Source organism: Streptomyces sp. NPDC041784, from assembly GCF_055591025.1.
On record NZ_JBVJAB010000011.1, the window covers coordinates 160,191 to 180,004 of the forward strand.

At 73.6% G+C, this 19,814-nt stretch carries 13 protein-coding genes and 1 pseudogene; 8 read left to right on the forward strand and 6 right to left on the reverse strand.

Translation table 11 applies throughout. The features are described from left to right. Window positions 1–73: 73 nt before the first annotated feature. The 3 genes from ACZ6D7_RS24590 to ACZ6D7_RS24600 form a co-directional block, all read right to left on the reverse strand. Entirely contained in the window at window positions 74–4,489 is a 4,416-nt protein-coding gene (locus tag ACZ6D7_RS24590; protein WP_469494481.1) for a CHAT domain-containing protein, read from the reverse strand. A gap of 48 nt (window positions 4,490–4,537) precedes the next feature. Continuing rightward, the gene (locus ACZ6D7_RS24595) at window positions 4,538–5,092 is read right to left on the reverse strand and encodes a Pycsar system effector family protein (protein WP_469494483.1); all 555 of its coding nucleotides are present in this window, start codon (window positions 5,090–5,092) and stop codon (window positions 4,538–4,540) included. A gap of 175 nt (window positions 5,093–5,267) precedes the next feature. Next, window positions 5,268–6,044 (reverse strand): AfsR/SARP family transcriptional regulator, encoded by a 777-nt coding sequence (locus ACZ6D7_RS24600; protein ID WP_469494814.1) that lies wholly within the window; start codon window positions 6,042–6,044, stop codon window positions 5,268–5,270. A gap of 346 nt (window positions 6,045–6,390) precedes the next feature. On the opposite strand from ACZ6D7_RS24600, the gene ACZ6D7_RS24605 reads away from it, so the two are divergent. Genes ACZ6D7_RS24605 through ACZ6D7_RS24620 form a run of 4 tightly spaced genes read left to right on the forward strand, consistent with a single transcriptional unit; the run spans window position 6,391 to window position 10,086 of the window. Next, window positions 6,391–7,938 (forward strand): esterase/lipase family protein, encoded by a 1,548-nt coding sequence (locus ACZ6D7_RS24605; protein WP_469494486.1) that lies wholly within the window; start codon window positions 6,391–6,393, stop codon window positions 7,936–7,938. Between the two features lie 19 nt (window positions 7,939–7,957). Beyond that, window positions 7,958–8,680 (forward strand): peptidoglycan-binding protein, encoded by a 723-nt coding sequence (locus ACZ6D7_RS24610; RefSeq protein WP_469494489.1) that lies wholly within the window; start codon window positions 7,958–7,960, stop codon window positions 8,678–8,680. 9 nt (window positions 8,681–8,689) lie between these two features. Further along, window positions 8,690–9,364, forward strand: coding sequence for a peptidoglycan DD-metalloendopeptidase family protein (locus ACZ6D7_RS24615; RefSeq protein ID WP_469494492.1), 675 nt, complete (start codon window positions 8,690–8,692; stop codon window positions 9,362–9,364). Between the two features lie 20 nt (window positions 9,365–9,384). After that, a complete protein-coding gene (locus ACZ6D7_RS24620) occupies window positions 9,385–10,086 on the forward strand; it encodes a hypothetical protein (RefSeq protein WP_469494495.1) in 702 nt (233 codons plus the stop codon). A 36-nt stretch (window positions 10,087–10,122) separates the two neighbouring features. Here ACZ6D7_RS24620 and ACZ6D7_RS24625 read toward each other — a convergent pair whose 3' ends face one another. After that, window positions 10,123–11,067 carry a hypothetical protein gene (locus ACZ6D7_RS24625; protein ID WP_469494498.1) on the reverse strand — a complete coding sequence of 315 codons (945 nt, stop codon included), beginning with the start codon at window positions 11,065–11,067 and terminating at the stop codon, window positions 10,123–10,125. 189 nt (window positions 11,068–11,256) lie between these two features. Here ACZ6D7_RS24625 and ACZ6D7_RS24630 point away from each other — a divergent pair, with 189 nt between their 5' ends. After that, window positions 11,257–12,732: a glutamate-cysteine ligase family protein gene (locus tag ACZ6D7_RS24630; RefSeq protein WP_469494501.1), complete on the forward strand. Its 1,476-nt coding sequence runs from the start codon at window positions 11,257–11,259 to the stop codon at window positions 12,730–12,732. Window positions 12,733–12,782: 50 nt separating this feature from the next. Here the strand turns inward: ACZ6D7_RS24630 and ACZ6D7_RS24635 are convergent, their stop codons facing one another. Then, window positions 12,783–14,399, reverse strand: coding sequence for a serine/threonine-protein kinase (locus ACZ6D7_RS24635; RefSeq protein WP_469494504.1), 1,617 nt, complete (start codon window positions 14,397–14,399; stop codon window positions 12,783–12,785). Window positions 14,400–14,513: 114 nt separating this feature from the next. Here ACZ6D7_RS24635 and ACZ6D7_RS24640 point away from each other — a divergent pair, with 114 nt between their 5' ends. From ACZ6D7_RS24640 to ACZ6D7_RS24650, 3 genes are all read left to right on the forward strand, one after another. Continuing rightward, window positions 14,514–15,266, forward strand: coding sequence for a YqjF family protein (locus ACZ6D7_RS24640; protein WP_469494506.1), 753 nt, complete (start codon window positions 14,514–14,516; stop codon window positions 15,264–15,266). A gap of 43 nt (window positions 15,267–15,309) precedes the next feature. After that, window positions 15,310–16,473 carry an SMI1/KNR4 family protein gene (locus ACZ6D7_RS24645; protein ID WP_469494508.1) on the forward strand — a complete coding sequence of 388 codons (1,164 nt, stop codon included), beginning with the start codon at window positions 15,310–15,312 and terminating at the stop codon, window positions 16,471–16,473. 72 nt (window positions 16,474–16,545) lie between these two features. Beyond that, window positions 16,546–17,379: a GNAT family N-acetyltransferase gene (locus ACZ6D7_RS24650; RefSeq protein ID WP_469494511.1), complete on the forward strand. Its 834-nt coding sequence runs from the start codon at window positions 16,546–16,548 to the stop codon at window positions 17,377–17,379. A 231-nt stretch (window positions 17,380–17,610) separates the two neighbouring features. Here ACZ6D7_RS24650 and ACZ6D7_RS24655 read toward each other — a convergent pair. Continuing rightward, window positions 17,611–19,720, reverse strand: a pseudogene (locus ACZ6D7_RS24655) (SpoIIE family protein phosphatase). Window positions 19,721–19,814: the final 94 nt, after the last annotated feature.

Below are 19,814 nucleotides of genomic sequence, written 5' to 3' on the forward strand. Positions count from 1 at the left end.
CTTCTTCCTTCCGTCCTGCTTCCCTCCGGCCTCCTTCTTTCTGTCCTTGCGTCCTTCCGTGGTGCCGTGCGGGTCAGCCGTCGCCGACGAGGACGAAGGGCGCCCAGTGGGACGGGCGTTCGGCGTAACGGGCATGGGTCCTGCGGCGGCGCAGGCCGACCCGTGCGGCGAACGCGTCCAACTCCTGCGGCGTCGCGTCGCGCATCCATGCCTGGGCGCGGGCGAGGGCGACCGAGGGCGGCATCGGGGGTCCGCCGTGGTCGGGGTCGCCGTGCAGATGGAGGTCGTAGATCCGGGCGACCAGCAGCGCGGTCGACCGGTCGTTGACCTCCCACAGGCTGCCGATGACGGCGGTGGCCCCGGCCTGCACCAGTCCGGCGGGCAGGCCCACCGACTCGTCCGGCAGCCGGGTCATGTCCGTCACCGCCGTCTGGCAGGCGGAGGCCACGACGAGGCGTACGCCGCTCAGCGCGTCGCCGTCGAACAGGTCGCGGAGGGTGAGGCGTTCGCCGTCGGCCAGGGCGAGGTGGGAGGCGAGCGGTTCGTCGGGGTCGTAGGAGCCGTGCCCGGCGAAGTGCAGATGGGTGGCGGCCGGCAGCGCCCGCAGCAGGGCGTCCCGGGTGGCGGCGGGGCCGGTGAGGGCCGTGGAGGGTCCGCCGAACAGCGCCCGTACGGCGTCCAGTTCGGGCTGCGCCCAGGGCAACGGCGGGTCGCAGGGGTGGGGTTCGGCGACGCCGAGCAGACACGGCGGGGGCCTGCGATCCGGGCCGGCGGTGCCGGTGGTATCGGCGGTACCGGTGGTGCCGGCGGGGGCGTACGGGGCGCCGCGGCGCGGCTCGTCCGCGGCGGCGCGGGCCGCCACGAGGACGCGGGCGGACGGCGCGTGGGACACGGCCACGTCGTCGAAGAGGTGCCGTGGCCGGCCGTCCACCGGGTAGCGGGCGGCGTGGACGGGCAGCACGCCGAGGAGTCCGGTGGGCACCAGCACCGCGCGGGTCGCGCCCAGGGCGCGCAGGCGCTCCGCCAGCGGCCCGATCAGCCGTGCGCCCAGCAGGTCGAGGAGCACCGACAGCCCCTCGTCCTCCTCCAGCGACGGGTACACGGCGAGGACCATGAGGAGTTCGGCCTCGGCCAGTGGCGCCCGGACCGCCTCGGTGAGTGTCGCCCGCTCCCCCGGCGGGCGGCGGACGATCAGGCAGACGCTGCCGTGCCGGGTGGTCGCGAGGTACACCAGGGGCGGGCCCGAGGCCACGGCCTCGTCGAGGGCGGGCTCCGGGGCCGCCCGCAGGAAGTCGCCGAAGGAGGGCAGCGCCCTGATCGCCTCGACGGCGGCGGTCAGTTGGGCCCGGGCGTCGGTCATCGCGGCACGCGCTCGCCGCTGGTCCTCGGGGGACGCGTCCGGTGCGCGCGGGGCCCGCTGTCGTGCCTCGAGGGTGCGGATCCGGCGGACGGCGTCCCGGTACGCGGCCACGGCGGCGACGGCGTCCGGGCGGCCGGCGGACAGCGCGGCCAGTTCCGCGCGGTCGCGCTGGAGCCGGTCGCCGAGCGCGCGGGCCCGGTTCCGCTCCAGGACGGCGACGGCGCGTTCCGGCCGGCCGGCCCGGGCCAGGGCGTGGGCGGCCTCCCGGGGCAGGTCCGCGGTCTCGGCGAGTTCCGCGTCCTTCCCGCCGGGCAGGATCGCCACCTCGTACAGCCGCTCGGCGGCGGCCAGGGCCTGTTCGTAGGCGTCCGCCGCGGCGGGCCAGCGGCCGCGCTCCGCCTCCGCGTCGCCCAGCAGCCCCCAGGCCCGGCGGGCGTGACCGCTCGCTCCGGCCGCGGTGACCACGGGGACGACCTCGCGCAGGAGGACGGCCGCGCGCTCGAAGCGCCGCGGGCCGTCCCCGTCGTCGGGCCCGGTGATCCAGGCCCTGGCCAGTTCGGTCGCGGAGTCCGCCCACTCCAGCGGGACGGTGTCCGGGGTGCGTACGTCGAGGCTGCGTTCCAGCAGTTCGACGGCGCGCCCCGGGTCGGGGCGGTCGCCGCGGCGCAGGGTGGCGGCCAGGTTGTAGCGGGCGCGGGCCGCCTCCAGCCGGTCCCCGTGGGTCTCGTACGCCGCGAGGGCCGACTCGTGCAGGCCGACGGCGGTACGGAGGTCCTCCGCGGTGGGGTCGGCCCGTTGGACGAGGGTGCCGGCCAGGTTGTCGGCGATGGCGGCGTGCAGCAGGGGGTCCTCGTCGGCGGGGGCGAGGTCGAGGGCGCGCCGGTACCAGGTGACCGCGTCGTCCGACGAGGCCCCCTCGTCCCGGAGGGCGGCGTTGGCCAGGGCGTCGGCGACGGCGGTGCCGGCGTTCGCCATGTCGTGGCGCAGCCCGAGCTGTTCGGCCAGATCGAAGGCGTCCCGGGCGTGGCGCAGTGCGGTGGCGTGGTTGCCGTCGTGGTCGCCGCGCACCCGCAGGCGGTAGCAGCGGCTGAGGTTGATCAGGGCGGCGACCCGCTGGGCCGGCCCCAGTTCGCGGGTGTCGAGGGCCTGTTCCAGCTGGCGTCGGCCGAGTTCGAGGGAGTCGGGGTCGGCGGCCAGCGCCGGGTCGGACAGGACGAGGCCCATGTTGCTCTGGACGGTGGCCCAGCGGTCCGGGTGCTCGCGCCGGGTGAACACCGTGAGGGCGGCGGTGTGGCGGGTGAGTGCCCGGCGCAGGTTGCGCACCCGGTCGTGGGGGCACTCCCAGTACGCGTTGGCCAGGTTGACCAGGGTCGACGCCCACTCCACGGGGGACGTGCGGCGCCGGTAGTGGGTCAGCGCCGCGCGGAAGGCGTGCTGGGCGCGGGCGATGTTGTCGCCCTTGTCGCCCTGCCGGCGGGCCCGCCACACGGAGCCGAGGAACGTCTGGGTCGCCGCCCAGGTGTCGCGCGCCTCGGGCCGGTCGAGCAGCGGCAGCGCCTCCTCGGCGAGCCGCAGGGCCCGCTCGTGGTCGGGCACTCCGGTGCGGGCCCCGGCCGCGTGCAGCCGCGCCAGCTCGGTCAGATGGAGGCCGTGCACACCGGGGAAGCGGTCGGCGGGCACCAGGGACAGGAGGTGCTCCAGGAGGGGCTCGCGCCGCTCGGGCCGGTCGGTGATCAGCAGCTTCAGCAGCAGGTCGGGCAGTTCCGGGGGCAGCCGGTCGGCGGTGTCCCCGGCGATCCGGCGGGTCTGCGCCCAGTCGATCCGGCGCCACTCGGCGAGCGCCCCGTCCGGGCGGTCCGCGAGGTGGTCCAGGGCGGCGTCCATGGCCCTGGCCCTCTCCTCCATCCGGGCCAGGTGCGCGCGCACGGCGTCCCTGGCGGCCGGACCTCCCTCCCCCTCCGGCGCGTTCAGCAGGCCGCGGAGTGCGGCCGCCGTGCCTGCGGCGCCGGCCTGCCGACCGGTCAGCACGTCGGCCGAGTCCCGCAGGTTGATCAGCATCTGGAGGGCGAGGCCCCCGAGCAGCGCGGGCTGGCTGGTGACCGCCGCCGCGCGTTCCTCCTCCGTCCGGGCGGCGAGCAGCACCGCGAGCGCCTCCTCGGCCTCGACGACCGCGTGCAGCTGCTCGATCTCCGTCACGTCCACGTCGCCGGAGCGGCGGGCCCGGTCGAGGGCGCGCTCGGCGGCGGCCCGCGCGGCCGCCGGGTGCCCGGCGCCGCGGTGCACGCGCGCGGCGGTGTGCAGCGCCTCCACGGCCTCGGGTACGGCCCCCGCCGCGTCGAAGAGCCGTACGGCGTCGTCGAGGGAGCGCAGCGCGTCCTCGTCCGCGCCGCGCTCGGCCTCGGCCGCCGCGACCAGTCGCAGCGCGCGGCCCTCCTGCACAGGGTCCCCGACGCCGTGGAACAGTTCCCTGCCCCGGCGGGCGTACCGCTCGGCCTCGGCGGGCTCGCCGAGCCGGTGCAGCAGGGGCGCGAGGTCCCCGAGGGTGCGGGCTTCGCCGATCACGTGTCCGGCGCTCCGGTAGGCGAGCGCGGCCTGTTGCAGCAGCGCGGCGGCCTCCGGCAGGTCGCCGCGGTGGTGGCTCAGCTGTCCCAGGTGAGCCAGTGCCGCCGCCCGGGCACGCTGGTCGCCCGTCTCGGCGGCGAGTGCGGCGGCCCGGCGCAGGGCCTCTTCCGCGTCGGTGTCGCGGCCCATGCGCTGGAGCGCGACCCCGAGGCTCTGGGACCAGTCGATCCGGTCCTCCGGGGATCCCAGGCGGGTCGCGGCGGCGAACCCGAGCCGGCTGACGTCGGCCGTTGCCTGCCAGTCGTGGACCGCCAGCAGGAACGGGACGAGGCGGCGGACGGCGTCCAGGAGCCCCTCGTCGGACAACGTCCGTAACCCGGCGGACAGTTCGGGCCACGCCGTGCGGAACCACCCGAGCGCCTCGCGCCGTTCGTCGTCGCGGCTCTCGGGCCGGGTCAGCGCGGCGAACATCCGGGGCAGTGCGTCGAACGGGGCGGAAGACGGATCGGGAGCGAATTGCTGATCGAGCGGAGCGGATTGCGGGTCGTGCGGCGGCGTGCGGTCCACGCGTTCACCCTTCGTGCCAGGTGCTCTCGTGCGGAGGGGGTGGCGCGGTCAGCGCAGGGTCTCGGCCGCGCTGAGCAGCGCCGCCACCGCCAGGGCCGTCAGGGCGACGAGCAGCAGCCCGATGCTGAGGCCGACCCAGCGGTACTTCCGGCGGGCCACGTGCGCGTTGGCCCAGATCTGTTCGGCGACGGCGGTCACCAGCGCCTCCTCGTCCCGCAGCAACGCGTGCAGCCGGTCGCGGTAGGCGGCGTGGCTCGCGGCGAACTCGCGGCCGATGTGGTCGTAGAACAGCAGGCTGGTGGGAAGGGTGTCGTCGGCGACCCGCTGCCGGGGCCACAGCACGAGGCCGGCGGTGAGGCCGGCCGCCACCGCGCAGACGGCGGCGACCGCAGCGGCGACGGCGAACCAGGGCGAGTCGGCGTCGCCGCCGGTGACCAGGCTGTACAGGACGCCGGCCAGCACTCCGGACGCGGCCAGGGTGGTGGCGGCCTTCGCCTCTGCGTGCTTGGTCCACTCCCGGACGGTGTCCAGGATCCGCCAGGCGTCCTCCGCGCCCGCCGGCCGCTGTTCGGCCGTCTTCACCGTCGTACGCTCTCGTGCCATCCCTCGGCTCCCCTCCCGCGGTTCGGCTCACGGCAGGCGGCCGGCGGCGACCCCCGTCACCGCCCCGCCCCGTCACGCACCTCGTCCAATCCCCCGGCACCCGCTTCCCGGGCACCCGCCGTGCGCGCCCCCGTATCGTTTCCAGCCGGTGCCGGATTCATGCCCTCGGGGCGGCTCAGCCGGACCGGCCGGACCACCCGGACCAGCCCAGGAGGCGGTCCCGGTCGTGTGCATCGGTCCGGTGCGGCGGCCGGGCCGGCAGCATCCGGGCGAACCGGGGGGACGGCTCGACACCCAGTTCGTCGAGCAACAGGCACCGGAACGCGTGGTAATGACGCACCGCCTCGCTGACGTTGCCCTCGGCGAGATGCGCCGCCACGACGGCCCGGTGCGCGCTCTCCCGCAGCGGCTCGGTGCGCACGCTCGCCCACGCCGCCTCCAGTGCCAGGGCGGGTTTGCCCTGCCGGGTGAGGGTCTCGGCGAGTGCGTCCAGGGCGTGCAGCCGCAGTTGCCGGAGGCGTTCGCGCTCCACGCGCACCCAGTCCTCGTCCCAGCCGGGCAGCAGGTCCTCGACGGTCAGGAGCGCCAGCGGGGGCGGGACATGGGCCGGTGGGCCGTAGCCCTGGAGGACGCCGAGGGCGGTCCGGGTGAGCGTGTCGACGTCCACCCGCAGGGCCGGCGTGACCACCAGGGTGTCGCCGCAGCACCGGATCAGGGGCGGCTCCCCGCGCGGCAGCTTCCACAGGGTGGTCCGCAGGCTGCCCCGGGCGTGCTCCTCGGTGACCTCGGGCCAGAGCGTACCGGCGAGGACCGTGCGCGAGACCCGGCCCCGCAGCCCCATGAAGGCGAGCAGCCGCTGGCCGTTGCGGCACGGTTCGAGGGTTTCGGTGCCGCGTTCGAGCCGGAACTCGCCGAGCAGCCGCAACCGAAGGGGTGGAGACACCAAGTTGATCGCCCCGCTCACAGTCGTGTGCGCGAGCGTGCCCACGAAGGCGGTCCGGCCTCTCACCGAGGCCCAGGAGGACCGCCCTTCTCAGTCTCGGCCGCCCGATGCCGCCCTGCAACTCCGCCGGGCGGCGGTCCGCACGGATGCGGTCCGGTACGGATGACGACGGAATGACGCTGTGCTGACGGCGGATCCCTACCTTCGTACCGACGGCCGCTGCGGATTTTGTCGATTCCCGGCAGCCGACCACGGGGTCGGCCACCCCGCCGACCGGGCGTCCCGGCGCACGCTCACCCACCGCTCGCTCCCGCCCCCACACCGCCCGCACCCACAGCTCCCCTAGGCGGCCCGCATGTCCGAGAACCAGAAGCTGCCCATCATCTACGTCCGGGGCTTCGCGGGCGGCCAGTCGGGCATCGACCAGGCCGCGGCGGACCCGTTCTACGGCTTCAACGCGGGCTCGACCCACATCCGGATCGGGCCGGACAACAAGCCGAACTTCTACCAGTTCGAGAGCCCGCTGCTGCGCCTGCACGGGGACGAGGGCTACCAGATCCTCGTCGAGGGCAGCCAGGAACTCTATCTGGACACCCACGACAAGGTTCCGTCGGACAGCATCTGGATCCACCGCTTCTACGATCCGTCGGCGAGCACCTGGGGCGGCAGTCCCTCGGAGTTCCACATGGAGGACGCCGCCCGAAGCCTGCTGGCGCTGATCACGAAGGTCCGGCAGAAGGCCCAGGTGGAGCAGGTCCATCTGGTGGCCCACTCCATGGGCGGGCTGATCTGCCGCTGCCTGCTCCAGAAGGTCCTTCCGGAGCGCGGGGAGCATCCGACCGACTACGTCGCCAAGCTCTTCACCTACGGCACCCCGCACGGCGGTATCACCTTCGACTTCGGCTTCGGCCTGCTCGAACGGTTGCGCGACGAGATCGGCATCAACGGCGCCGACATCTTCGGCCCCGAGCGGATGTACCAGTACCTGACGCCGAACGCCACCGACGACGAACCGCCGGACGGCTGGGATCCCCGTGTGATGCCCGGTCAGGGAGAGTTCGCCTTCCCCCTCGGCCAGGTCTTCTGCCTGATCGGGACCAACCCGACCGACTACGACGTGGCGGCGGGTCTGTCCTCCGCCGTCGTCGGTCCCCGCAGCGACGGCCTGGTGCAGATCGACAACGCGTACGTCCCCGGCGCCCACCGGGCCTATGTGCACCGCAGCCACAGCGGACGCTACGGTCTGGTCAACTCCGAGGAGGGCTACCAGAATCTGCGGCGGTTCCTGTTCGGCGACCTCAAGGTCGAGGCCGCCCTCGTCGATCACCGGCTGCCGCGGGAGAGGAACACCGCCTGGCAGGCGGAGGTCGCGCTGTCGATCCGCGGGCTCCAGATCGTGATGCACGAGCGCAAGAGCGCGCAGTGGTGCCCCATCCAGCTGAGCGACGGCACGCCCAGCGACACCACGCCCACGGACGCCACACCCTCCGACGGCACGCCCTCCGACGGAGCCGTGCCGCTGGTGCACACCTTCCTGTCCGGGAAGCTGGCCAGTCCCAACGGCGCCGGCACCCTGCGCTACGCGCTGCACCTGCGGGTCCTGTCCCTGCGGACCCGCGACCACGGTCTGCTGGACTTCGACGACCACATCGAGCAGGGCGCGGACTTCGACGACATCCTCGTCGTCGACATCGACGCCGAGAACGGGGCGCCGGCGCTGCGGGCCACCTGGAACTCCACCATCGACGGCCCCATCAGCGAGTACGTCTCGACCGGTTCGCCCCTCACCGACCAGGACCCCGATCTCGGCGAGTGGGTCGCCGCCCTCGCGCTGCCCGACACCACCCGGCCGATCCTGGGCGAGGACGCGCGGATCCGGCTCACCGTCACCCCCTGGACCTGACGAGAGGAACCGAGCCGCCATGGTCGCCCTGTCCAACGTCCGGTTCGGCAAGAAGAACGAGGACGTACGCACCGTACAGAAGGCCCTCATCGCCCGCGGCCGCAAGATCCCCAACGGCGCCACCGGCCTCTTCGGCGAACAGACCAAGGCCGCCTACCGCGCCGAACAGATCGCCCAGGGCTTCAGGGGAGCCGACGCCGACGGCGTCCCCGGCTGCACCTCCCTCACCGCCCTCGGCCGCCACGCCGGCTTCAAAGTCGACTGCCGGGGGGCCGCGACCGGCGGCGGTGGCAATGGGCGGCTCAGCCTCTCGCAGGTCACCTACCGCGATCCCGGTGACGCCTCCGGCGAGTCCGCCATGCGGCGCTACGCGCACAAGGCGTGCCAACTGACCGGCATGGACCCCCGGTTCGGCGTCCCCGCACTCGTCACCATCACCAAGCGCGAGTCCGCCCACAACCACCCCAAGTTCCGGGTGAACACGACGGACGGCAACGCGCACGGCCGGAAGGCCGCCGACGGCCATCCGCTGAACTGTTCCCGGGGTGCCACGCAGTGCATTCCCCCCACGTTCGCCACGTACCACCAGGCGGGCACCGCCACCACGCCCTACGACGTGGTCGCGGACATGTGCGCGACGATCAACTACGTACGCGACCGCTATGACGTGAACCGGTCCGGCTCGAACTTCGCCGCCCGCGTCCAACAGGCGGATCCGAACCGGGCTCCGCACGGGTACTAGGAGTCCCCCATGGTCACCCTCTCCAACGTCCGGTTCGGCAAGAAGAACGAGGACGTACGCACCGTACAGAAGGCCCTCATCGCCCGCGGCCGCAAGATCCCCAACGGCGCCACCGGCCTCTTCGGCGAACAGACCAAGGCCGCCTACCGCGCCGAACAGATCGCCCAGGGCTTCAGGGGAGCCGACGCCGACGGCGTCCCCGGCTGCACCTCCCTCACCGCCCTCGGCCGCCACGCCGGCTTCAAAGTCGACTGCAAGAGAGCCGCACCGGCCCGCCCCAAGGGGCACGTGCCGTCACCCGTGCCCGGGCACAAGGTCACCTTCGGGTTCTTCGAACCCGGCGACTACCAATGGAAGCCCGACGGCATCGGCCGGCACACCGGGCAGGACTTCGCCGCCAAGTCCGGCGTCCCGGTGGTCGCCGTACGCGGCGGCACCATCGCCTGGTCGAACAACGAGGGCGGGGCGTACGGCCAGTGGGTCGGCCTGAAGGCGGACAACGGTCACATCTACACCTACTGCCACCTCTCGCGCCGGCAGGTGCGGGCCGGGCAGAAGGTGAGCGCCGGGCAGCGGCTCGGCGCGGTCGGCAGCTCGGGCAACTCGACGGGGCCGCACCTGCACTTCGAGATGTCGAAGGGCTCCAGCTGGTCCTACGGCAATGTCAAAAAGCCCAGCTGGTGAACGAGCCAAGGAGTCGCACCATGCCTCAGCGCAACCCCCACCTGGTCCCGAACGAGCCCGGAGTACTTGTGCCGGTCGAGTTCAGGGGCTGGCAGAACGGCTACGACGCCGGCATCAGCTCACCGCCCGACGTGCCCAGCACTCCTCTGGTCCGCCACCTTGGCTACGCGATGGCGTGGGAGGAGGGGGCCCTGGCCGGAAACCACGACGGGCGGGCCGAGGGCTGGCGTTGGGCGTACTTCGCCGGGAAGGTCCGGCCCGAGCCCAAGGACGAGGCAGGCGGGCGGTTCGGGCCGCAGGACAGCGGCGAGGAGCAACCAGGGGACGCCTTCACGTTCGCGCAGAGCTGGCCCTGTGTGGGCGAGCTGCCGCTGCTGGTGATGCTGGCGCAGTTCGCCCCGGGCGAGAGCGGCGGGAACGGCCTCTCGGGGCGGCAGCTCGCGCGCGCCTGCGCGGACAAGGGCGTCCCGCGGCTGTACCTGCCGGTGAACCTGTCGTCGTCCGGGCCGCCGGCGGAGCCCACCGGTGATCCGCTGGGCGACGCCGGCTACTGGCACGGCACGGTGTCCGAGTCCCTCGACGAGGCCGCTCCCGAGGCGATCGCCCAGGTGACCGTCCGGATCCCGCAGTACGCGGCCGTCGTCCGGTACGCGCCCGCGGCCGAGCACCGCTTCTTCGATCTCCTTCCGGTGGACGGCGAGCTGCCCCCGGACCGCGGCTGAGGACCCACTGGGTGACGGGCGCGGGCCGAGGAATCGCTAGGTGACGGGCCCGGTCAGGCGTTCGGCCTCGCGCGCGGTGTCGCGCGCCTCCTGTTCGGCCCTGGTCACGGCGTCGGCGGCGGCCCGTCGGCGCTCCTCGGCCTCCTGCCGCTCCGCCTCGGCGTGCTGGAGCCGCTCGCGTGCCTCCTCCAGTCGCCGCTCGGCCTCGGACACCCGCGCACGGGCCCGGTCGTACCGGTCGCGCGCCCGCTCCAGCCCCTTGTCGGCGGCCGTCTGTTCCGCGCGCCGGTCGCGCAGCCGTCGGTCGGCGGCCTCGGCCTCCCGGCGGGCGCGCTCCAGCCGCTCCTGGCGTCGGCGGCGCCGCTCGGCGAGTTCGTCCTTCGCCCGGGTCCGCGCGGACGGCGCCGCGCTCCGTGCCGGGGCGGGCTCGCGCACGGCGGCGGGGCGCGCGGCGGTGACGGGGGCCGCCGGACCGCCGGCGAAGTCCGCCGGCGGGGTGAGCGAGGTCGCGAGGCGCCCGGTGGCCCACCGGTCCGCCGCGTCCTGGTCCGCGAGCACGGCGCGCAGGGTGGACTCGACGTCCTGCCAGACCGTGTCCGACAGCCGGTGCCCGGCCCGCTCGGCGAGTGCGACGGCCTGTCGGGAGAGGGCGGCGACGACACTCCTGCGCTGTTCGGACAGCTCCTTGACCCCGCCGGCGTCCAGGGTCCGGTAGGCCTCCCGCAGCGCCGTGCCCAGTTCCAGGAACCGTCGGCTCTCCTCCGGCGCGCCGCGCAGCAGCAGGTTGGCCGCCCAGGCCGCGAGCGTGGGGCGGCGGGCGGCATGGATCCGACGGGCGTCCTCCACCCTCCCTGCGGTCCTGGCCGCGACGGCCAGTTCCTCACGGCGGGAGACGAAATGGGCCGGTGGTGTCGTGTAGAGGTCGTCGAGGACCGCCTCCACGTCCTGCGGTCCGCCGTCCGCCACCCGCTTGCGCCGCATGCCCCCAGGTTCCACCGGGCCGGCGCGGCCCGCACGCCGGCACCCGCCGCCGACGTTCCGCTCGCGTTTCGCTCACGTTCGCTCACACAGGGACATCGCGGTCTGTGGCCCCGTGGTCCGCGTGGTCGGGGGCGCCCGGGGGTGCGACGCTGGAGAGAGAGGCGTCCGGGGGACAAGCCGGGAGGGCCGATGGGACGTGATGTCCCGGCGCTGGTCTTCACTCGCGAGGACCGCCGTCGGTACCGGATCAAGATGCAGGAGTGCCTCGACGTGTTCGCGCGGATGCTGCGCGAGTCACGGTTCGAGTCCGAGCGCCCGCGGGTCGGCCTGGAGATCGAACTGAACCTGGTCGACGACCGGGCCGAGCCAACGATGCGCAACACCGAGGTGCTGGAGGCGATCGCGGACCCCGCCTGGGCGACCGAGCTGGGGCGGTTCAACCTCGAGATCAACATCCCGCCGCGCCGATTGACGGAGGGCGGCCCCGACGACTGGGAGTCCGCGATCCGCGCGTCGCTCAACCACGCCGAGGAACGCGCCCGCTCGGTGGGCGCGCACCTGATCATGGTCGGCATCCTGCCCACGCTGCGGCAGGAGCACGTCGATGAGTCGGCGCTGTCGGAGAACGCGCGCTACCGGCTGCTCAACGACCAGGTGTTCGCGGCGCGGGGCGAGGACCTGCGGCTCGACATCGACGGAGTCGATCGGCTGCGGACCTACGCCGACACGATCACGCCCGAGGCCGCCTGCACCAGCACGCAGTTCCATCTCCAGGTCTCCCCGCAGGAGTTCCCGCGCTACTGGAACGCGGCGCAGGCGATCGCCGGGGTCCAGGTGGCGCTCGCGGCCAACTCGCCGTTCCTGTTCGGCAGGGAACTGTGGCACGAGACCCGGATCCCGCTGTTCGAGCAGGCCACGGACACCCGCCCGCAGGAGATCAAGGTGCAGGGCGTCCGGCCCCGGGTGTGGTTCGGGGAACGGTGGATCAACAGCGTCTTCGACCTGTTTGAGGAGAACCTGCGCTACTTCCCCGCGCTCCTGCCGCTGTGCGACGAGCAGGACCCCGTGCGGACCCTGGACCGGGGCGAGATCCCCGAGCTGGGCGAACTCACCCTGCACAACGGCACCATCTACCGCTGGAACCGCCCGGTCTACGCCGTCGCCGACGGCACCCCGCACGTCCGGGTGGAGAACCGCTGCCTGCCGGCCGGCCCGACCGTCGCCGACACCCTCGCCAACGGCGCCTTCTACTACGGTCTCACCCGCGCCCTGGTGGACGAGGAACGGCCGGTGTGGTCCCGGATGTCCTTCCAGGCCGCCGAGGACAACCTGCACACCGCCGCCCGGCACGGCATCGAGGCCCAGCTGTACTGGCCGGGGATGGGCGAGGTACCGGTGCCCGAACTCGTCCTGCGCCGCCTCCTCCCGCTCGCCCACCGCGGGCTGGAACTCTCCGGCATGGACGACGCGTGGCGGGAACCGCTCCTCGGCGTCATCGACCAGCGCTGCGTCACCGCCCGCAACGGCGCCGTCTGGCAGAAGGAGACCTTCCACCGCCTCACCGCCACCCACTCGGACCGCCACGAGGCACTGCGCCGGATGACCCAGCTCTACGTCGACTACATGCACCTCAACGCCCCGGCCCACACCTGGCCGACGGACTGACCCGAGCCGCGACGAGGGCGAGGGCGAGGGTCTGAAGGAGCTGAAGGGGCTCAGCCCTGCGCGGTGAACTGGCTCCCCGTCTTCTCCCCGTCCTCCGTGACCGCCGCCGCCACGCACCGGAAGACCCGCAGCCCCTTGTCCCATTCCGACGCCGTGGGCGGAATGATGTCGACGTTCCACTCGTCGGCGACGGCAGGGCCGTCGGCGGTCATGGATTCGGCCCTGACCGTCTGCGAGCAGAGCGCCTTGACGTCGGGGTGCTTGATCAGGTCCCGCGCGTTGTTCGTCATGCCGTCCTTCGGCAGCGGAGCGATCGCGAAGGTCTCCCACACGTGCTTGGCCTGGCAGTCCGCGCGGCTGACCGTGATGATCCCCGAGATGTCGGTGATGCCGCTCCAGCACTCGGGGGTCGCGACACACCGGCCGCCCACGCCGTCGACGGCCGTCGCGGGGCAGTTCTCCGTCGTGGTCGCCACCCCGAAGCCGGACGCGCCCCCGTCCGCCGTGGCGGAGGAGGAGGCGGTCGAGCGGGCGTCCGCGCCGCCCCCGCCGTCCGGCTGTCCGTTCCGGTAGGTCATCACGGTGACCGTGACGCTCACGGAGACCGCCACCACGGCCAGCGCCGCGATCAGCGCGGGGCGGCGCCCTCGCCCCTTGCGACCGCCGTCGCCGTCGCCGTCGCCGCCACGGTTGCCGGGTCCGACGACCGCGGTCGTCGGGCCGCCCGCGCGGGCCGGCGGCCCGGGAGCCACCGTCCCGGGGACCGCGTCCCGGTAGGCGGGCACGGTGGCCACGGGGGGCGCGATGGTCATGGCCGGCGCCGTGGCCATGGTGGGTGCCGGACCGAACCCGCCGGCGTCGGCCAGGTCGACGGACGCCAGGGCGTCCCGGAACGCGCCCGCGTCGGACAGCCGCTCGGCCGGGTCCGGGGCCAGGGCCTGCCGGAGCGTCGCGTTGAGGGCGGCCGACACTCCGGGCAGGTCGGGGTAGGGCCAGGTGTGCCGGACGATCAGTTCGGCGAGGCTCAGCTGCGTCCCGTCGTCCGGGTGGTGCGGCGGGCGGCCCCGCAGCAGGGCGTAGAGGGTGGCGGCGAGCGAGTAGACGTCACCGGCCGGGCTGGGCTCCGCCATGTGGAAGGCCTCGGGCGGGGCGTACGCGGGGGTCAGCGCCTCCCTGGTGACGGAGAGTTCCTGTCCGGGCCGGGGCATGGCCGCCAGTCCGAAGTCGGTGAGGGCGACGCCGCCGTAGCGGTTGATCATGACGTTGCCGGGCTTGATGTCGCGGTGCAGCACACCCGTGGCGTGGGCGGCCGCCACCGCGTCCGCGAGGCCCACCCCGATGTCGCGGGCCTCCTTCGGCGGCAGGGGGCCCTGCCGGACCAGCCGCTCGCCCAGCGAACCGCCGGGGCACAGCTCCAGCACCATGTAGGGGCGGTTGTCGGGGAGCACGCCGGCGTCGTACACCGGCACCACGTGCGGGTGCCCGGACAGCTGCCCGGCCGCCGTGACCTCGCGCAGGAAGCGCTGCCGGTCGCGCGGTGTGGCCAGCAGCCTGCTGTCCACCTTCAGCGCGACCTCCCGGCCCACGGCCAGCTGCCGGGCCCGGTAGACCGTGGCGAATCCCCCCTGGCCCAGGACACCCTGAACCTCGTAACCGGGCAGTTCCATGCGTTCGGGCTCCCTCTGCCGTACCCAGCGCATCCCCGGGGCCGGACGTTCGACCGAGGACGAGGCGAGACTCTAGCCGAGCCTCGCCGGAGGGGACTCTGCGATCCTGGCATCGTGCACAAGCCCGCCTCGGTCAGTCCCGACGCCCCCGCCGCCGTACGTGCCCCGCTCCTCACCCAGCGGTGGCTCGACCTGTGCTTCATCCACTGGGCCGTGGAACCGGATCTCGTGGCGGGGCACCTGCCCAGGGGTACGGTTCCCGACGCGCACGAGGGGGTCACGTACGTCGGACTCGTCGCCTTCCGGATGCACCGGGTCGGGTGGCTCGGGATGCCCGGTGTGCCGTATCTCGGGTCGTTCCCGGAAACCAACGTGCGCCTGTACTCGGTCGACGCGCACGGCCGACGCGGTGTCGTCTTCCGGTCGATGGACGCCTCACGCCTGATACCCGTGGTGATGGGGCGGGCCGGCTTCCGGCTGCCGTACCTGTGGTCCCGGATGAGCGTCCGTGCCGTCGGCGACACGGTCACCTACACGAGCTCCCGCCGCTGGCCCGGCCCCCGCGGAGCGTACAGCCGCATCGCCGTACGAACCGGTGAACGCATCGAGGAACCCACCGAGCTGGAGCACTTCCTCACGGCTCGCTGGGGCATGCACAACGCGTTCTTCGGCGGAGCGGCCTACCTGCCCAACCACCACCCGCGCTGGCCCCTGCACCGCGCCGAGTTGATCACCTGTGAGGAGAACCTGGTCGCGGCGGCCGGGCTCCCCGCGCCGAGCGACGCCCCGGTCAGCGTCCTGTACTCCCCGGGCGTTCCGGTCCGTCTCGGCCGCCCGGCACGCCCGGCGGGCATCCCGACTCCTTGATGCCTCGAACCCGTTGTCAGTGCCTGGTCCTATGGTCGGCCGTATGACAACCGACCTGGTCGAGAGTTCCTGGGACCGTATCGACGCCTGGCTGCGGGAGCACGCGCCGCGCACCTTCGCCACGCTCGCCCCGCCCGCGACGGACGAGGAGATACGCGCGGCGGAGAAGGAACTCGACCTGGTGTTCCACCCCGATCTGGTCGCGTCCCTGCGCCGCCACGACGGGACGGCGCAGGGCACGGACGCGTTCGGTCTCCCGACGCACGACCGCTTGCTCGGTGTCCGGGAGATCGTGGCGGCGACCCGGTTCCTGCGCGGCATCGCCGCCGACCTGGACGAGGAGAGCGCCGAGTTCTACTGGCATCACGGCTACGTCAAGTTCGGGTCCTACGAGGTCACCTCCGACGGTCTGACGGCCGACTGCCGTCCCGGCGGCTCCTACGGCGCGATCGGACGGTTCTTCGACGAGACCGGGACCGACTTCGGGCGGGCCGACTCGTTGGGCGGGTATCTGGCCGAGGTGGCGGACCAGTTGGAGCGCGGCCCGGCGACCGGAGGCGCGGGCGAGGGCGCGGTGACGTTCAACGGCCGTCTGATCTGGGAGTGGGCGGAGCGTGCCCGCCCGGAGTGGGGCAGCGCCGACGACCCGCTGCCGGGCACGGCGGCGGATCTTCCGCCCCTCGACCTGCCCGCCGGGCCGACGGAACCGCTGAGGCCGGGCCCGCTGCTCGGGCTCCAGGAACTCGGCGCGCTGGTCGCCTCGATGTCCCGGGAGCAGGCCGCCGTCGCGGCGTGGAAGCAGATGCGCAGACTGGCGGTCGAAACCGGCCTCGCCAAGTACCCCGAGGTCGCGGCCGCCCTGGACGCGGCCGAGCGGGGCGAGACAGTCGCACTGGCGCAGGACGGCCCGCTCGGCCTCAGGCTGCGCTCGGTGATCGCCAAGGCCGCGGTGCACCGGGACAGCCACCGGGCGTGGGCGGCGCAGGCCATGGTGGTCACCGTGTGCGGATCGCCCCACGCCGCGGTGGCGAAGAGCGTGGGGGTCCGCGGTCGCCTGAGCCTCGGCTGGCGGGACGAACTGCTCACCGACCTCGGCGGCCCGCCCCTTCCGCCCGTCCCGGACGACAGGTTCTGGGCGACGCTGGGCAACCCCGCCATCGACGCCGGCTACTACGAGGCCCGGTACGCGCAGGAGCGGGGCCGCTGACCGTCGGCCCCGTCGCGAGGGCGGCGGAAATCCCGGGTGCGGTGCCGGTGACTCCCGTGGTGGGATGCCCGCATGAGCGACTCACTGCGCGCCCGGATCGAGGAGTACTACGCCACCGTTCCGCTGCTGTTCGCCGACGCCGAGGAGTTCGGCTCGCTGCGGCTGTTCGTACGGAAGGAGCCGGGTGCCCCGTACTACGGCGGTCCGGGGCATGCCCAGCCCACCGCGGAGGGTGCCGCGCGGGTGACCGACGCCGACATCGCGCGGGTGCGGGCCCGGCAGCGGGAGCTGGGGGTGCCGGGCGCGTTCGAGTGGCTGGCCGAGGCGGCGCCGGGGCTGCGGGGCCGTATCGAGGCCGCCGGACTGACGGTGGCGGAGCGGCCGTTGATGGTGCTGGACCCCGAGCGGCCGATGGCGCCGCAGCCGCTGCCGGCCGGTGTGTCGATCCGCGCGGTCGACGCCGACGACGCGGCGCTGCCCGCCGTCCTCGCGCTGCCCCGGCTGGCCTTCGCGCCGGAGAGCACGGGCGGGGCCGCACGGTTGTCGGCCGTGGCCGGGGAACTGCTCGCGGACGGCACGGTCGAGACGGTCCGGCCGACGCTCCGTGCCGGGCACAAGCGGCTGGTCGCCGCCTTCGCGCCGGACGGTGTCCCGCTGGCCGCCGGCCACTACCACCCGGCGAACGGCGCCACCGAGATCGGCGGCGTGGGCACCCTGCCGACCGCCCGCCGGCAGGGGCTGGCCGCCGCGGTGACGGCGGCCCTGGTCACCGACGCCCGCGAGCACGGCGTGACGACCGTCTTCCTCGCCTACGCCGAGGAGTCCGTCGCCCGTATCTACGCCCGCCTGGGCTTCCGCCCGGCCGGCACCACCCTCCTGATCGCCGACCAGCCCGCACGCTCATAGCCCGACGGCCGGGTGCTGCTCCGCCCCGGCCCGTCCCGCCGATCAGGTCACCAGATGTGCGATGTCAGGGCCTGTCCGGCGGATCATGCCGGATACGCGGGGCCCGACCCGGCCGCACGTGAACTGTTCCCCGACGACTTCCATGCTCTGTCGACCAGAATCGGCTTCCTCTTCTTCGTCGTCTGGATACCGCCGTCGGCAGCAGGCTCGGAGTACTTCATTGAAGTGTGATCACAGCTCGGCAAGTTGGTTGGGCCGAAGCAGGAGCAGGGCGACGTCGTCGGTGCGTTGACGGGCATGTCGAGTGCGGTGGACGAGGCTGTCCACGAGTTGGTGCAGGGGAAGGCCGCTCCACTCGCCGAGGCGGTCCGCGAGGTCGGCGATGGTCTGGGCGATGTCGATGCCGGGGACCTCCACGAGGCCGTCGGTGTACAGGGCCAGGAGCGCCCCCGGGCCCAGCGGCAGCGTGGTGAGCGGATAGGAGTGGGTGCCGAGACCGACACCGAGAGGCGGGCCGGGACGGATGGCGACGGCATGGGCCTGGTTGTCGGGGTGCCGAAGGAGCGGGGGCGGGTGTCCCGCGCTGGCGAGGGTCACCTGGTGACGGGCGAGGTCGAGGTGGGCGTAGAGACAGGAGACGAAGCGGTCGGCGTTCAGGTCGGCGAGGTCGCGGTCGGTGCGGGTGAGGACCTGATCGGGCGCGGCTCCGGCCGTGGCGTGGGAGTGGACGGCCATGCGCACCAGGCCCATGAGGGCGGCTGCCGACATGTCATGACCCTGCACGTCTCCGATGACGGCCGCGGCGGTGGTGTCGGTGAGGCGGATGAGGTCGTAGAAGTCGCCGCCGAGGTTCACGCCGTGGCTGGCGGGGAGGTAACGGGCGGCCACGTCGAGTCCGGTCACCGTGGGCAGGGCGTGGGGCAGGAGGGTCTGCTGGAGGGCGTGAGCGAGTCCGTGCTTGGCGTCGTAGAGGCGGGCGCGGTCCAGGGCCTGGGCGATGAGACCGGCGAGCGGCGTGAGGATGGAACGCTCGGCGGCGGTGAACCGGTGGGGGGCGTCGTAGGCGAGCAGGAGACCGCCGATCGGGCGTCCGGAACTGAGCAGCGGCAGGAACGCCCACGCTTGTTTGTCGGTGAGCTGCGGCGCCTTGGGGTAGCGGTGGACAAGCTCGTCGCGGCTGGCGAAGAACAAGGACACGCCGGTTGCCATCGCGTGGCCGGCGGGGGTCAGATCGGCGTCCGCGGGCAGGCCGTCCAACCGCTCGATGACGTCGGGGTCGTACCCGCGGTACCCGATGATCCGAATACGGTCGGGATCGGCAGCGGACATGATCATGCCGTGGGCGCCGAAGGCGGGCAGGACTTGGTCGGCGACCAGGTCGACGACGTCCTGAACGCCGATGGTCTCGGTCAGTGCGGCCGCCAGCACCATCAGAAGATGGATGCGGCTCTCCGGCGAGGCCGCGACCTGGGTGGCGGGCTGCGGGCCGAGAGGCCTCGACGAGCGGTGGGGCGTGACGAGGATGCTCGTGCCGCTGTCGTCCGCGTGGAGGCGGAGGTCCAGCCACTGATCCGGCGGGCGCGGGACGGTCAGGGCGACGTCGTCGCGGCTGCTCAAAGCGGTGCGGTACGCGTCCATGAACGTGATGGTGTCGAGCCAGGGCAGTGACTGGGACGGCTGAGTGCCCAGCAGTAGCTCCACGGGTTTGCCGAGCAGCCCGGCGGCGGTGGTGTTCACGTAGGTGATGTGCCCCGCGAGGTCGAGGGCGAGGGTGCCGAGGGGCAGACGTTCGACCAGGCGGGCCGCCGGCGAAGCGGACTGCGGCGTCGGCTCTTCGTGACGGGGAGGGACGAAGCGGGGCCGCTCCGGAATGGCCGGAGGGCGGGCGGCCGCGTTCAGTACGCGCGCGATGCGCCGGGCGCTCAAGGCGATGCGTCCGCGCTCCCGGAGGCTGAGAACGGGCGTACGGAGGCCATGCGAGCAGCAGTGCACCCCGGCAGTGTCGGACGTGTCTGAACGGTGCGACCGCGAAGGCGAGTTGATAGGGGAGGTTCGCCGCTGCGCGCGGGTAGAGGCGCGCCAGCTCCTCCAGCGAACTCATCCAGACGAGCCGCTCGTTGCGTATCGAATCCTGCATCGGACCGGGCGCGCCGAAGGCGCTCCGCCACCACGGCGCGAAGGCGTCGACCGGCACACCGCACAGCGCGACCAGACCCATCACCGATTCAGCCGGGTCCACCAGGTAGACACCCCCGAACCTGGCACCCGTACGACGTACAGCTGCCGCCAAGGCCGCACCGAGCGGATCGATCGCATCCAGTTGCCCACCGGAACCGGTCATGCGACGCAGCACCTCATGCTCATGTTCAAAACGCTAAGCCCGCACGGTGGTGGCGGCATGTCGATCAGTCGCGCACGAGTTCCGCCCGGGAGAC